The sequence below is a fragment of the Streptomyces sp. ADI95-17 genome (assembly GCF_003846175.1).
In the GTDB taxonomy this organism is placed as follows: domain Bacteria; phylum Actinomycetota; class Actinomycetes; order Streptomycetales; family Streptomycetaceae; genus Streptomyces; species Streptomyces sanglieri.
Genome location: NZ_ML123046.1, coordinates 984,080 through 996,967, shown reverse-complemented (window position 1 = coordinate 996,967; position 12,888 = coordinate 984,080). Strand labels below are relative to the sequence as shown.

Annotated in this window: 12 protein-coding genes and 2 pseudogenes; 5 read left to right on the top strand and 9 right to left on the bottom strand. The window is 71.0% G+C overall.

Annotated elements, in window-relative coordinates; all coding sequences use genetic code 11:
- Window positions 1-7: 7 nt before the first annotated feature.
- Window positions 8-1,348, bottom strand: coding sequence for an MFS transporter (locus EES42_RS18225; RefSeq protein WP_124719239.1), 1,341 nt, complete (start codon window positions 1,346-1,348; stop codon window positions 8-10).
- Between the two features lie 185 nt (window positions 1,349-1,533).
- On the opposite strand from EES42_RS18225, the gene EES42_RS18220 reads away from it, so the two are divergent.
- A complete protein-coding gene (locus EES42_RS18220; RefSeq protein WP_241196441.1) occupies window positions 1,534-2,451 on the top strand; it encodes a LysR family transcriptional regulator in 918 nt (305 codons plus the stop codon).
- Window positions 2,452-2,468: 17 nt separating this feature from the next.
- Here the strand turns inward: EES42_RS18220 and EES42_RS44760 are convergent, their stop codons facing one another.
- Window positions 2,469-2,624, bottom strand: coding sequence for a DUF6131 family protein (locus EES42_RS44760; RefSeq protein ID WP_164495262.1), 156 nt, complete (start codon window positions 2,622-2,624; stop codon window positions 2,469-2,471).
- A 189-nt stretch (window positions 2,625-2,813) separates the two neighbouring features.
- A complete protein-coding gene (locus tag EES42_RS18215; RefSeq protein ID WP_124719238.1) occupies window positions 2,814-3,434 on the bottom strand; it encodes an L-threonylcarbamoyladenylate synthase in 621 nt (206 codons plus the stop codon).
- Between the two features lie 205 nt (window positions 3,435-3,639).
- Between EES42_RS18215 and EES42_RS18210 the strand changes: the two genes are divergently transcribed.
- The gene (locus EES42_RS18210; RefSeq protein WP_124719237.1) at window positions 3,640-4,110 is read left to right on the top strand and encodes a GreA/GreB family elongation factor; all 471 of its coding nucleotides are present in this window, start codon (window positions 3,640-3,642) and stop codon (window positions 4,108-4,110) included.
- 745 nt (window positions 4,111-4,855) lie between these two features.
- A complete protein-coding gene (locus EES42_RS18205; RefSeq protein ID WP_346775397.1) occupies window positions 4,856-6,271 on the top strand; it encodes an outer membrane protein assembly factor BamB family protein in 1,416 nt (471 codons plus the stop codon).
- A gap of 4 nt (window positions 6,272-6,275) precedes the next feature.
- On the opposite strand, the gene EES42_RS18200 is transcribed toward EES42_RS18205, so the two are convergent.
- The gene (locus tag EES42_RS18200) at window positions 6,276-6,911 is read right to left on the bottom strand and encodes a DUF1345 domain-containing protein (RefSeq protein ID WP_124719235.1); all 636 of its coding nucleotides are present in this window, start codon (window positions 6,909-6,911) and stop codon (window positions 6,276-6,278) included.
- Between the two features lie 237 nt (window positions 6,912-7,148).
- Here EES42_RS18200 and EES42_RS18195 point away from each other — a divergent pair, with 237 nt between their 5' ends.
- Complete coding sequence (locus EES42_RS18195; RefSeq protein ID WP_124719234.1) at window positions 7,149-7,673, top strand: hypothetical protein; 525 nt, start codon at window positions 7,149-7,151, stop codon at window positions 7,671-7,673.
- Window positions 7,674-7,721: 48 nt separating this feature from the next.
- Here the strand turns inward: EES42_RS18195 and EES42_RS18190 are convergent, their stop codons facing one another.
- The 5 genes and pseudogenes from EES42_RS18190 to EES42_RS18175 form a co-directional block, all read right to left on the bottom strand.
- Window positions 7,722-8,927: an IS110 family RNA-guided transposase gene (locus EES42_RS18190; protein ID WP_124719233.1), complete on the bottom strand. Its 1,206-nt coding sequence runs from the start codon at window positions 8,925-8,927 to the stop codon at window positions 7,722-7,724.
- A gap of 294 nt (window positions 8,928-9,221) precedes the next feature.
- Window positions 9,222-9,953: pseudogene (locus EES42_RS18185) on the bottom strand (molybdopterin-binding protein); the annotation flags it as partial.
- A gap of 53 nt (window positions 9,954-10,006) precedes the next feature.
- Window positions 10,007-11,032, bottom strand: coding sequence for an NAD(P)/FAD-dependent oxidoreductase (locus EES42_RS18180; protein ID WP_124719232.1), 1,026 nt, complete (start codon window positions 11,030-11,032; stop codon window positions 10,007-10,009).
- Window positions 11,032-11,196: a hypothetical protein gene (locus EES42_RS44755; RefSeq protein ID WP_164495261.1), complete on the bottom strand. Its 165-nt coding sequence runs from the start codon at window positions 11,194-11,196 to the stop codon at window positions 11,032-11,034. The genes EES42_RS18180 and EES42_RS44755 overlap by 1 nt, the downstream gene beginning before the upstream one ends.
- An 89-nt stretch (window positions 11,197-11,285) precedes the next feature.
- Window positions 11,286-11,852 carry a YciI family protein gene (locus EES42_RS18175; protein ID WP_124719231.1) on the bottom strand — a complete coding sequence of 189 codons (567 nt, stop codon included), beginning with the start codon at window positions 11,850-11,852 and terminating at the stop codon, window positions 11,286-11,288.
- A 112-nt stretch (window positions 11,853-11,964) separates the two neighbouring features.
- On the opposite strand from EES42_RS18175, the pseudogene EES42_RS18170 reads away from it, so the two are divergent.
- Window positions 11,965-12,885: pseudogene (locus tag EES42_RS18170) on the top strand (LysR family transcriptional regulator); the annotation flags it as partial.
- Window positions 12,886-12,888: the final 3 nt, after the last annotated feature.

Here is a 12,888-nt window from a genome sequence, read left to right as displayed (position 1 = left end):
GGTGTCGTCAGGCGGTCGCCGGGACGGGCGGCGCGCTCGGTGTGCGCCGGTCCATGAAGCGGGCGAGCACGGCGACGCACGCCGTGGTGACCAGCAGCAGGGCCGCGTAGAACGCGACCACGGGCCAGATCGAGCCGCCGCCGGATGTCAGCAGTGCCTGGGCCACCAGCGGGGTCGTGCCGCCGATGAGGGTCGAGCACAGCTGGTACGAGAGCGAGATGCCGGTGTAGCGGACCCGGGAGGGGAAGGCCCGGGCGAGGAATCCAGCCAGGACGGCGTAGTACCCCGAGCCGCTGATCATGGCGAGCGCGATGCCGCAGAACACCAGGACCGGGCGCGCCGTGTTGATCAGCAGGAACATCGGGACGGCGACGACGACATTGGCGAGCAGCGAGCACACCATGAACCGGGCCTCGCCGACCCGCTCGGAGATCAGCGCGGCCAGCGGCTGCCACAGGAACTGCACCACGGAGAGCGCGAGCAGGACGTACAGCATCGTCTGCCGGTTCATGTGCAGCTCGTTCGTGGTCCAGGAGAGCACGAAGGTGTTGGTGAAGTACGCGGCGGAGATGCCCATGATCGAGGCGCCGATGCCCAGCAGGACGGTGCGCCAGTCGGTGCGCAGCACCTCGGCGATCGGGAGCTTCACCACGTCGCCGCTCTCCTTGACCCGCTCGAAGTCCTCCGACTCCTCGACCTTCAGACGGATCACCAGTCCGACCACGACGAGCAGCCCGGACAGCAGGAACGGCACGCGCCAGCCCCATGAGGCGAAGGCGGCGTCGTCCAGGGTGCCGGCCGTGAGGAAGACCAGGGTGGCCAGGATCGCCCCGGCCGGGGAGCCCTGCTGGACCAGCATCGCGAAGCGGGAGCCCCGGCCCTTGGGGGCGCTCTCGGACGCCATCAGAACCGCGCCGCCCCATTCGCCGCCCACCGCGATGCCCTGGACGGCGCGCAGCAGCGCCAGCAGGAAGGGTGCTGCGACGCCGTTCTGCGCGTGGGTGGGGAGCACTCCGACCAGGAAGGTGGCGGCGCCCATCATGAGCAGCGTGGTGACCAGGGTGCCCTTGCGGCCCATGCGGTCGCCCAGGTGCCCGAAGACGATCCCGCCGATGGGGCGGGCGAGGAAGCCGACCCAGAACGTCGCGAAGGAGGCGAGCACCCCGGCGGCGGGCGACACGTCGGGGAAGAACAGCTTTCCGAAGACGAGCGCGGACGCCGTTCCGTAGATGTAGAAGTCGTACCACTCGATGGTGGTGCCGACGAACGAGGCGAGACCCGCTCGGCGGGCCTGGCTCGAAGCACGGGTGCCCCGCGCTTCGGCGGCGTCGGGAAGTCGGACATTCATGGGTGGGCCTCCGGCGGGCGCGGAGCCTTCGGCGAGGGGCCGGACGGTGCGGGAGGACCGGACGGTGGGGAGCCCTTGGGCGAAGGAGCCGGGACGGTGAGCTGGACAGCCACAGTCTGGGATTCGATCACCCATAGCGTCTAATACTTGATTGCTACGATTCCCATACCTTCAAGGCATGGAAGATGTCGAGGCTTCGGGAGGCGGCCATGGAACTGCGGGTGCTGCGTTACTTCCTCGCCGTCGCGGAGGCCGATTCGGTCACCGCCGCGGCCCGCCAGGTGCATATCGCCCAGCCCTCCCTGTCACGCCAGCTGAGCGCCCTGGAGAAGGACTTGGGGGTTTCCCTGTTCACCCGCCGCCCGGGCTCGCTGACCCTGAACGCGGCCGGCCGCCGCTTCCGTCCCATCGCCCAGGACCTGGTGCGCCGGGCCGAGCAGGCCGCCGAGACGATGTCCGCCGTGGGGCAGGGCGAGCAGGCGGCGCTCACGGTGGTCACCGCCCCGTCCACCGTCGCCTACCTCCTGGCCCCCTTCATGGCCGGCGGCGGCAGCGCGGGGCCCACGCTGCGCGACGCCATCCAGGAGGACCCCAGCCGGGTCTTCGACACGCTGGCGCGCAGCGACGCCGACCTCGGCATCTCCACCGGTCCCGCCCCGGCCCCGCTGGAATCCGCGTTCCTGGGCCGTACGCCCGTCATCGCCCAGGTTCCCGCCGGGCACCCCTGGGCCGGGCGGGCCACGATCGATCTGGCCGAGCTGGTCACCGAACCGCTGATCCTGATGACCCGTGCCAACGTGGCGCGGCTGGTCGTGGACGAGGCGGTCAGCCGGGCGGGGCTGGGATTCGCCGCCGTGTCGGAGACCGGGTCCTCGCCCTTCGCGCAGGCGCTCGCCGCGGCGGGGCGCGGAGTCTGTCTGGTCACCGACGACGCCCGCTTCGGCCTGTCCGAGTTGATCGTGCACACCCCGGACGGCCCTCTGACGGTCCCCCTGTACGCGGGGTGGGACGCCTCCCATTACGCCCGCCCCGCCATCCGCGCCCTGGTCGACGGCCTGCGCGGCTACTGCGAGATCCGCATGCGCCGGTTCCCGGGGCTGTGACGGCCGGAGCGGCGGCGCTACCAGTAGTGTCGTCGGCCGCCGACCGCGTGCCCGGCGGCGCCGAGGATCCACAGGATGGCCCCGATCACGACGAGCACGACACCGATGGTCCACAGGATCGAGATTCCGGCGACCAGGCCGATGACCAGCAGAATGACACCGAGGACGATCATGACGCCCTCCAATCGTGCGATTCCTCCCAGTATCTCCCCCGGCCCCGTGGACTTTCCACCGGCGCGGGGAGGAGGCCGGGGGCTGCTTCGTCTCGGCGCCGCTCGGTGCGCACCCCGACGTGGCACGCCTGGTGCTGAAGCGCTACGACGAGGCGTCCGCGGAGCCGGTGCGGTGTACGGCGGACGCGGCTACTCGAACCGCGTGACGTCACCGGCGCCCCGGCGGACGATCTCGGGTTCGCCGCTGGAGAAGTCGATGACCGTGGTCGGCTCGGTGCCGCAGTCGCCCGAGTCGAGCACGGCGTCCACCACATGGTCGAGCCGTTCCTTGATCTCCCAGCCCTGTGTCATCGGCTCGTCCTCGTCGGGCAGCAGCAGGGTGCTGGACAGGAGCGGTTCCCCGAGTTCGGCGAGCAGCGCCTGGGTGACCACATGGTCGGGGATCCGGACGCCGACCGTCTTCTTCTTCGGGTGCAGCAGCTGGCGCGGCACCTCTTTCGTCGCGGGGAGGATGAAGGTGTAGCTGCCGGGCGTCGCCGCCTTGATCGCACGGAACACATCGTTGTCGACCTGCACGAACTGACCCAGCTGGGCGAAGTTCTGGCAGACGAGCGTGAAGTGGTGACGGTCGTCGAGGTTCCGGATCGAGCGGATCCGGCCGATGCCGTCACGGCTGCCGAGTTGGCATCCCAGTGCGTAGCAGGAGTCCGTCGGATACGCGACGAGCGCCCCGGACCGGATGCTGTCGGCAACGCTGCTGATGGTGCGCCGCTGAGGATTCTCGGGGTGCACGTCGAAGTACTTCGCCATTCGCGGGAGTCTACGGGCTGTCCGGTATCCGTCCCTCGCCCAGAGGCGAACACCGCCGTATCGGGTGAGCGGCGGGCGGCTCCCGGCCCACCTCCACAGCGCCGGACTCACCACCACGACGTGCCGATATGCCTGATATCTTACGAATGTCTCTGATGGCGAGCCTGCGGCGCTGGACCGTGGAGCCCACGCGACGGGAGCAGGAATGAACGGTGGACCCGAACCCATGAGCACTGCCGCTCGCAGGGCCCTGGAACAGGAGCTCGCCGACCTGCGCACCGAACGCGCCACCGTCGCCGCCACGCTGCGCGGCGGGGAGCAGGTGGGCGACCGGGCGGACGAGGCCGACGAGTTGCAGCGCGGCACGGATCTCGACCATCTGGACACCCGTATCGCCGAGATCGACGGCCGGCTCCGCGAGGCGGATGCCGCGGGGCCGCCCTCGACCGACAAGGTCGGCGTGGGCAGCACGGTGACGGTGCGGTTCGCGGACGCCACGGAGACGACCATCCGGATCAGCGAGTTCCCCGAGGCACTGGACCTGACGCTGGTCACCGCCGACAGCCCGCTCGGCAGCGCGCTGCTCGGCCGTCGCGCCGGCGAGACCGTCACGTATGACGCACCCGGGGGACGTACGACCGCTGTCGTGCTGTCGGTGGGCGACGCGAGCGCCTAGACCAGTTCGTCCGGAGCGGCGCGCGCGACACCACCCGTCCACAGCCTCCCAGGTCGGAACACCTGGCCGTGGCGGCGTACGGGAGCGGCTCCTGGGCCCGGGGGTGGCCTGCCGGACGGAGCATCCGGACGACCATGGCATTGCCCGGGCAGGCCTGAAGCGCCGCCGGTCCCGTGGGCGGTGCGTCGGTCCGGGTGGCCGGCGTGGTGCGGGCCGTGGTGGTGACGGGCGTACCGGCCAACTACTCAGGCGCCTCGGGGCGTTGTGGCGGTGCATGGGTGTCATTCCGCTGCGTTTCCTGTCCATGGCCGCCTTCCGGCCCTTTCCCAGCGCGGGGCCGGCCCGTCCTCATGGCGGCGCGTTCGTGTCACGTGCCGGAAGGGACGCGTGGAGGCCATGAGGTGAACTCGTCCCAAATCCCCCGGTCACGTGACTACGGCGCGGTAACTATGGCTGAATGACTGCGGATCATCGGGAAACCCGCCGGTCGTCCACACCCGAGGGCTCCGTCGACCGCGACGACCGACCGCGATGGCCAATCGCGAGTACCGGTCGCGACGTTTGCTGCGGGGGGAACGCGGAGAGCGCGCGGGAGCGCGTCAGGAAGGGAAGCCCGATGTCACGCCAGCCCCAGCCCTGGTACCGGCCACACCCACCGCAACAGCCGGTTCCGGACAACCCGTACGCCTCGGGGGGACCCAACCCGCCGGGGCCACCGTCTCGCGGGCGCTTCGGCAGGGGGCCGGTGATCGCGACGGTCGTCGTGCTGCTGCTCCTGGTGACGGGCACGGTGGTGTACGTCGTGCGCGGCGGCCGGCAGGACAGCACCGCCGCCCCCGTGGCGGAGAAGTCCCCCGGCCCCTCCGCGACACGGACCGCTCCCCGGCCCTCCCCGACCCCCACACCCAAGTGGAAGCGGATACCGACGACGGAGGAGATCAACGCGGGGCGCAAGCCGGAGGACGCGACCGGGTGGATCGTCGACGACCGGACCGATCTGCCCGGACGCAATATCAAGCTCTACGACCTGTGGATCGTCGGCGACACCGTCGTCCAGGCCATGCACAAGAAGGTCACCGCCTACCGGCTGTCCGACGGGGCCGAGGCGTGGAGCGTGTCCTTGCCCGCACCGGTCTGCGAGACCCCGGCCGACCCGACCCCTGACGGCAAGGTCGTCGTGGTCCACAAGAGCAGCAACGCCCGGAGCGGCAACCGGTGCAACCAACTCCAGATGATCGATCTGCGGACCGGAAGGGCCGGCTGGCACAAGGTGCTCACCGAGACCGGGGCCATGGACGACACGATCATCGTGCACAGCGCCATCAGCGGCGGCACTCTCGCGATCGTCCAGAGCATGCGGGCCGCCGCGTACCGGGTCGAGGACGGGAGCAAGCTCTACGACATTCCCATGGAGACCTCCGCGAAGTGCTACCCCGACCGGGTGGCGGGCGGCAGTCGTCTCCTGGTGAGCTCCGACTGCGCGATCAGCGTCGACGGTGCCCGGAGCTACAGCCAGGTCCGGGAGATCGATCCGCGCACCGGCAAGGTTCGCTGGCGGTACCGGACCCGGACGGGCTGGAAGGTCGGCAAGGTGCTCTCCGCCGACCCGGTCGTCCTCACCACCTTCCACAACGAGGACCGCACCGACAACTGGCGGGTCGTCTCCCTGGGGGCCGGAGGAAGAGTCCGTACGACCATCGACGCCAGGCCGAAGGGGTTCAAGTTCTGTTCCGACAAGGACAGTTCGGACACCCACCTCCAGTCCTGCGCCGGGACCGCCGTCGGCAGGAACACCGTCTTCCTGGGAGGCACCGACCGGGTCGGCGGCTACGACCTGGGCACGGGGAAGCTCCTCTGGGGTGTGAAGTCCGCGGACAGCAGCCTCTATCCCCTGCGCGGGGCGGGCGGCACGTCCGCGTTCGTCTACGAGGCGGCCTCGACGACCCGGCCGGGCGGCGTCCTGCGCATCGGCAAGGGCGGCGCGGACACGGAGAGGACGGTGATGCGCCACCCGGCACCGGCCCGGTCCACGGAGTCCAGGATGTTCGCCGGGAACCTGGCGTACGTGAACGGCCGGATCGTCATCACTCCGTCGGGCGTGAACGGCTCCGACAGCGAGCACGAGGCCCGCATGCTGTCCTTCGCCCCCGCGAAGCCGTGAGGGGTCAGCCGGTGACGATTCCGGTGACGAGGTTGATCGTGGTGGCCAGGATGCTGGCGCCGAACACGTAGGACAGCAGGCAGTGCCGGAGGGCGATCGCACGGATCGTGGAACTGGAGACGTCGGTGTCGGAGACCTGGTAGGTCATCCCGAGGTTGTAGCTGAAGTAGAGGAAGTCGACGTACTTCGGCCGGTCCTGCGAGTTGAAGTCGATCCCGCCCTCGGAGGGGAGGTAGTAGAGGTACGCGTAGCGGGTGGCGTACATGAGGTGGAGCGACGCCCAGGCCATGAACACGCCGCACAGTGCCGTCGCGGCCGCGGCGTGGCCCAGGTCCGAGTGGCCGACCAGCAGCATCACCACGATGCCGAGCAGCCCGCACACGGCGGCCGCCACGACGACCAGCTCTTCGAGGACGGGGCGGAACTCCTCGCGCCGGACGTTGCGGTGGGTGGTGTCCGCGTCCATGGGCCACAGCGCGATCCAGCCCGCCACGACGAAGATCGTCTCCGCCGCCGCGATCCCGGCGAGGATGCCCAGCGGCCCGTTGGCCAGTACGCCGGTGACCGCACCGATCACCGCCCCGGCGACCACCGAGGCGATGAGCCGGGGGACGGCGGAGAAGGCCGGCAGACGGTTCATGGACGTCAAGGGTGACCACCTTGATGGCTCGGTGGATCACCGTGCCCTGCCGGGATGCCGCCCTCGGTGAACGGGGCGGGCGGGGTGCGTCCCACGCTATCCGCGCGGGCACCGCGGTGCAGCCCGGCGGCGCTCCGTGGACGCGCCCCGAGTGGCGGGGGCCTGTCGGGCTGCTTAGCCTGCCCGGCAAGGATTCCCAATGATTCTTGTCAACCAGCGAGCCGTAAGGTGCGGCCCATGGACTCGTTGATCTCTGCCGTCCGCGAACAGGACGAAGCTGCCCGTTTTCTCGCTTGGCCGGGTGACTTCGACCTGGACCGAGGCGACCATGTCGAGGAAGTCCACCTAGCCTCGGGCGCCGCGCTCGAGGGTTTCGCCGGCGACGGCGCTGGGGGCACGTACTTCTTCTGCGGTGAAGGCGGCGAGGAACGTCCAATCCTTTATGCCGACTCCGAAGGAGGTGCGGCTCTGGTTGCGATCGGCCTGCCCGAGCTCCTGCGGCTGCTGCTGGTCGCCCCGTGGTGGCGCGACTGCCAAGCGTTCACAGACGAGGAGAGTCGCGAACTCGCGGCCGAGTACCTGGAGGACATGCCGGACCTCGTGGCCCGAAGAGAGCGTGCCGCCGCAGCCCTCGGCCTCGACCTTCCGGACCAAGCAGACGTCCTGGCTCGCTTGCGGAAGGCGGCTGTTCGGGTGGGAGAGAACTTCGTCCTCATCTTCACGCCGGAGGGTTGCCCTTACGAGCCTCTCATCAGGAACTGAGACGCACCGCGGCAGCAGGCAGCACGTGACCTCCCAAGACAACAGGGATCAGCCCACGGCGAGACCGCGCTGAGGTGGCTGGGCTTCAAAAGTTCGCTGATCGCGTATGAGGGCCCACAGCACGTCGAGGCGTCGGCGGGCGAGGGCGAGGATCGCCTGTTTGTGGCTCTTGCCCTCGGCTCGCTTGCGGTCGTAGAAGGCCTTGGACGTGGGGCAGAAGCGCGCGGCGATCTGGGCGGAGAGGTAGAACACACGCAAGAGCCGGCGGTGGTAGCGGTGTGGTCGACGCATGTTGCCGCTGATCCGGCCTGAGTCCCGTGGGACCGGTGCGAGACCGGCGACTCCGGCGAGGCGCCCCGCACTGCCGAAGGCGTCCATGTCCCCGCCGGTGCAGGCGATGAACTCCGCCCCCAGCAACGGGCCCATTCCGGGCATGCTGACGATCACTTCCGCGTCGCGATGTTCACGGAAGCGGGCCGCGATCTGCAGGTCGATGCCGGTGATCTCCTCGTCCAGCGCCAGCACGGCCTTGGCCAGGGTGCGGACCACAGCTGCAGCTGTGGTCTCCCCGACGACAGCTGTGTGCTGGGCCTGTGCCGCGGCGACGGCTGCGTCCGCCAGGGCCTGGGTGCCACGCACCTTGCGGTTCTTCAACCAGCACGACAGCCGGTTCGTACCGATCCGGCGCAGGGCCGCCGGCGTCTGGTAGCCGGTCAGCAGGACGAGGGCACCCTTGGATGCGGCGTAGTCGAACGCCCTCTCCAGAGCGGGGAAGTACTCCAGCAGCTGGGCCCGCAGTCGGTTGATGGCCCGGGTGCGGTCGGCTGCCAGGTCATAGCGGCGAGCGGTGAGGATCTTCAGGTCCACCGCAATCTCGTCCCAGTCCTGCAAAGGCTGCAGGTCACGGCGCATCCGTGCCTGGTCGGCGATGACGTAGGCGTCCTTGGCATCGGTCTTGCCGTCGCCTCGGTAGCTGCGGGAGGCGTGGTGAACGGTGCGGCCAGGGATATAGAGAAGCCGTTGGCCATGACTGGTGAGCAATGCGATCAGCAGGGCGGCTCCGCCCGCGTTCAGGTCAACGGCCCAAGTCACCGGCTCATCCTCAGCCAGTGCGAGGACGTCGCCTATCAGCTCCAGCAGCTCAGCCTCGTTGTTCGGTACTCGGCGCGAGAGCACCTTCGTCCCGTCCGTGTCGATCACCGTGCAGTGATGCGCGGCCTTGCCGGCATCCGTCCCCGCCCAGAGCTCGGGCACCCGAGCCTCCCTCGTCGATCGGTTGATGGCCCTGCAGACGACCACGCCGACGTGTCCTTACGAAGCGATCTTTGTTCGCTCATCCCAATGAGTGGCCGTGTCGTCGCGGGGCACTGGGCGGCCTATCAGTCAAAGCCACACGTTCGGCATGAGCGCTTTCAGCCACACCCAGGCCCCTGGGTCTCCCGATCGTACGAAGGACCGGAATCAACCCGCCAACAAGGTAAGGAGGTGTTTCCATGGCTGTGTTTGCTCGCTTCCTCGGGTGGACGGTGGTGGTTCCTGGGTGTGCGGTCACGGTCCGGCGGCTTCCACGACCTCGACGTGGGTTCCGGCGATCACCCCGCCGGGCGGGACCACCGCGAGGCCGTCGGCGCAGGCCAGCCCGCGCAGCATCGCCGGTCCGTCGAACGGGAGCGGCGCCACCCGGTGCCCCGTGCGGCGCACCGGCAGCAGCCGGGTGTCCCGTGGATGCCCGGGCAGTGCCTCGGCGGCGACCGTGCGCAGCGGCTCCGGGTCCGGGTCCGGGTGTCCGCCGAGGCGTCGCAGCAGCGGTGCGGCCAGGGTCACCGCTCCGGCCACGGCGGCCAGGGGGTTGCCGGGCAGGCCGACCAGTCGGCGGCTCCGGCCGTCGGTGGTCGGTGGCAGTTCGGCAAGCAGCATGGGGTGGCCGGGGCGTACGGCGACGGAGTCGACCAGCAGCCGGGCGCCCGCCTCGCGAAGGACGTCGTGCAGGAAGTCCACCGGTCCGGCGGCGGTGCTGCCGGTGGTGACGACGACATCGGCACGGGAGTCGCGTACGGCAGCCCGCAGCAGTCCGAAGTCGTCCGACACCGGGCGGCGTCCGGTCACATCCGCGCCGCAGCCGCGCAGCCACGGGTACAGGAGCGGGCCGAGCGCGTCGCGCACCCGGCTGTCCCGGGGCAGGCCGGTCTCCAGCAACTCGTCGCCGAGGACGAGCAGTTCGACGACGGGGCGACGGTGCACGGCCAGCCGGTCGTACCCGGCGGCGGCCGCCAGGCCCAGCCGGTGAGCTGAAGCCCCGCCACCGGGCAGCATCCTCCCGGAGTGGCGAACTGCTACTGCGGTCCCATGAGTTGTTCGGCCGCACGCAGCGCCAGCGAGGCCGACAGCGTCACCCCGGGATGCGCGGCCAGGGCGAGAACCCCCGGAGCACTCGCCAGTGGTACGCAGAGCACGCCGTCGCCCGGCGGTATCGGGCGGAGCCCTACGGTCACGTCTCCCAGCACCGGTTCCCGCGGCAGCCCGAACGCCTCCCTCACCGCGCCCAGGGACTCACCCACCCGCGCCCGGGTCGCCGTCTCCGTCTCGCCGGGGACCACGTCCTCAGCTCCGACGAAGCCGTGCCGGGCGGACGGCCGGATCTCGAAATCCGGTGTGGACACCACCCGGTCCAGGCGTAGTTCCGGCGCGGAGAAGGTGAAGCGCGCGGCCGGGACACCGGGCACTTCGATGTCCTCGCCGAGCTGCTCCGCGAGGGCGGGCAGGCCCGTCCCGCAGGCGAGCACGATCCGGTCGACGACAAGTGCCTCTCCGGTGCCCCGCAGCTCGTAGCCGCCTGCCCGCCGGGCCCGGACGCGATCCACCCGGACGGCGACGACGGTGGCCCCGCCGGCCCGCGCGCGGGCGAGGAACCCGTGTCGCAGGGCGTCCGGCTCGACCATGCCCTCGTCACTCGCGTACGCGACGACCGGTGGCGGTACCCGCAGGCCGGGAAGGATCTGTCGCAGATCCTCCGGCTCGACGGTCGCGAGGCCGGGACCCGACCGCTCGGCGAACCGAGCCGTCGCGGCTGCGGTCGATGCCCAGCTCACGGCGCCGTTCCAGGTGATGACGCCGCGCAACGGCGGTGTCGCCGTCGCGTCGCGCAGCGCGCCGAGCGACCGCGCGAGCTCGTCCCGGTCGCGCGCGCCCGACGGCGGCTCGGCCGCCGATCCGTGCGAGTTGAGCCAGCCGAACGCCACATCCGTCACCGGCGGCCGGGACTCCTCCGCCGTGCAGACCACGACGGACAGACCGCGGCGAACGAGCTCGTCCGCCACCGCCGCTCCCAGCACACCGGAGCCGACCACGGCGACACGCATCACCGACGGGCCTCCCGCCGGGTGCGGGTGAGGCGGCCTGCTGGCCGGCACGCGGCGCGGGCGGCCGTGTGGCCGAGGAGCACGGGGCGGGCGGCACCGGGCGCCGGCTCACCGTGGAGCCGGGCCGAACTCACCTGGCCCGCGACGACCGCGGGTATGGCCATGAAGCCTCTTCCCTTCTGCTTCCTTCTGCCTGGGCGACACGGAAGGAACGTTGAACACCGCGAGCAGGTTCCGCCTTCGCCGCGGACCCTCAGTTGCGTCCGCCGCGCTGCCAGCGCCGGGCCGTGAGCGGCGTGGGGCCGCCGGCGAGCCGGTCCGCCAATGGCTGGACCAGGCTCCGCGCCTCGTCCGGGAGCGCCCGCACGGCCGCGGCCACGCCCGTGGTGCTCTCCTGGTCGTCGTCGACCAGGACGGCCACGAAGCTCAGTCGGCCGTCCGGCTCCGCGCCCGGCAGCCACTGCTCGGCGTCGCCCGGGATGCGGGGGCGCGGGGCCCACCGGGCGGTGACGAGTGTGTACGGGGCATCCGCCGCCGGCTCGCGGCGCAGCAGCACCACCACCGGATCGGCCGTGAACTCCTGGTAGAGGCCGGCCCTCCAGAACGGCTCCTCGGTCGCGAACCGCTCCGCGGCGGCGCGGTCTGCGAGGTCGACGACGTGCACACTGCCCGTGTGCTCTTCTCCGTCGTCGGACAGGGTGGGGCCGCGGAGTATCAGCCGGTCGTCGAACCGGTCCATGTAGGACCAGTGCTCCTCGGAGAACTCCATCAGCTGGTCGGCGACTCCCGGCTTGTCCTGCGCGTGAACGTAGAAAGTCATGCCGAGACGGTACCGGAGCGCTCCGGACGGGCCCCGGCGGCCGTCGTGCCGCCGTCCGCCCCCGCCGAGGCGTCGATTGGCGCTCCGCCGGGCGGTCCGGTACGCCCATGGGGTGCTGTTCCGTCAACTCGAGTATCTGGTGGCCCTCTCCCGGGAGCGTCATTTCGCCCGTGCCGCCCAGGCCTGCTACGTGTCCCAGCCCGCGCTCTCGGAAGCTATCCGCAAGTTCGAGGAGGAGCTGGACGTACCGCTGGTCCGTCGCGGCCGCAAGAACGAGGGCCTCACGCCCGAGGGTGAGCGCATCGTGGTGTGGGCGCAGCGGATCCTCGCCGACCGTGACGCGCTCCGCAGCGAGGTCGGCGCGCTGCGAACCGGGCTGAGCGGCCGGCTGCGGATCGGCTCGGTGCCGACCTCGTCCGGCGCCGTCGCCCAGCTGACCGGCCCGTTCTGTGCGGCTCATCCGCTGGTCACCGTGGAGGTCATGGCGGACCTGCGGTCGGAGGAGATCCTCCGGCAGTTGCAGAACTTCGAGATCGACGCCGGGGTCACCTACCTGCACAAGGGGCTTTCCGACGCCTTCCGGTCGGTCCCGCTGTACGAGGAGCGGTACGTGCTGCCGACCGATGCCGCCGACGGGCTCGCCCACCGGACGACGGCGACCTGGGCGGAGGCGTCGCGGCTGCCGCTCTGTCTGCTGACCGGGGCCATGCAGGGGCGCCGGGTGCTGGACGAGCTGTTCGCCGAGGCCGGGGTGCGGCCGTCGCCCCGGGTCGAGACGGATTCCGTGGCGGCGCTCTTCGCGCACGTCAGGACGGGCCGGTGGGCCAGCATCGTGCCGCACACCTGGCTCCATGTCTTCGGGGTGCCGTACGGCATGCGGGCGGTGCCGATGACCGAGCCCGCGCGGACGGTCCGGGTCGGGCTGGTGACCAACGCCCGGGAGCCGGGCTCCGTCATGGCCCGCGCGCTCACGGAGGTCGCCCGCCGCACCGATGTGGCCGCCGCTGTGGAGCACCTCCCTGCGGCCCCGGATCAC

Coding starts and splice junctions, on each gene's coding strand:
- EES42_RS18215 (WP_124719238.1), bottom strand. CDS start 3,434: ATGGCGAAGTACTTCGACGTGCACCCCGAGAATCCTCAGCGGCGCACC.
- EES42_RS18220 (WP_241196441.1), top strand. CDS start 1,534: ATGTCGAGGCTTCGGGAGGCGGCCATGGAACTGCGGGTGCTGCGTTAC.
- EES42_RS18210 (WP_124719237.1), top strand. CDS start 3,640: ATGAACGGTGGACCCGAACCCATGAGCACTGCCGCTCGCAGGGCCCTG.
- EES42_RS18195 (WP_124719234.1), top strand. CDS start 7,149: ATGGACTCGTTGATCTCTGCCGTCCGCGAACAGGACGAAGCTGCCCGT.
- EES42_RS18180 (WP_124719232.1), bottom strand. CDS start 11,032: ATGCGTGTCGCCGTGGTCGGCTCCGGTGTGCTGGGAGCGGCGGTGGCG.
- EES42_RS18175 (WP_124719231.1), bottom strand. CDS start 11,852: ATGACTTTCTACGTTCACGCGCAGGACAAGCCGGGAGTCGCCGACCAG.
- EES42_RS18200 (WP_124719235.1), bottom strand. CDS start 6,911: ATGAACCGTCTGCCGGCCTTCTCCGCCGTCCCCCGGCTCATCGCCTCG.
- EES42_RS18225 (WP_124719239.1), bottom strand. CDS start 1,348: ATGAATGTCCGACTTCCCGACGCCGCCGAAGCGCGGGGCACCCGTGCT.
- EES42_RS44760 (WP_164495262.1), bottom strand. CDS start 2,624: ATGATCGTCCTCGGTGTCATTCTGCTGGTCATCGGCCTGGTCGCCGGA.
- EES42_RS44755 (WP_164495261.1), bottom strand. CDS start 11,196: ATGGCCATACCCGCGGTCGTCGCGGGCCAGGTGAGTTCGGCCCGGCTC.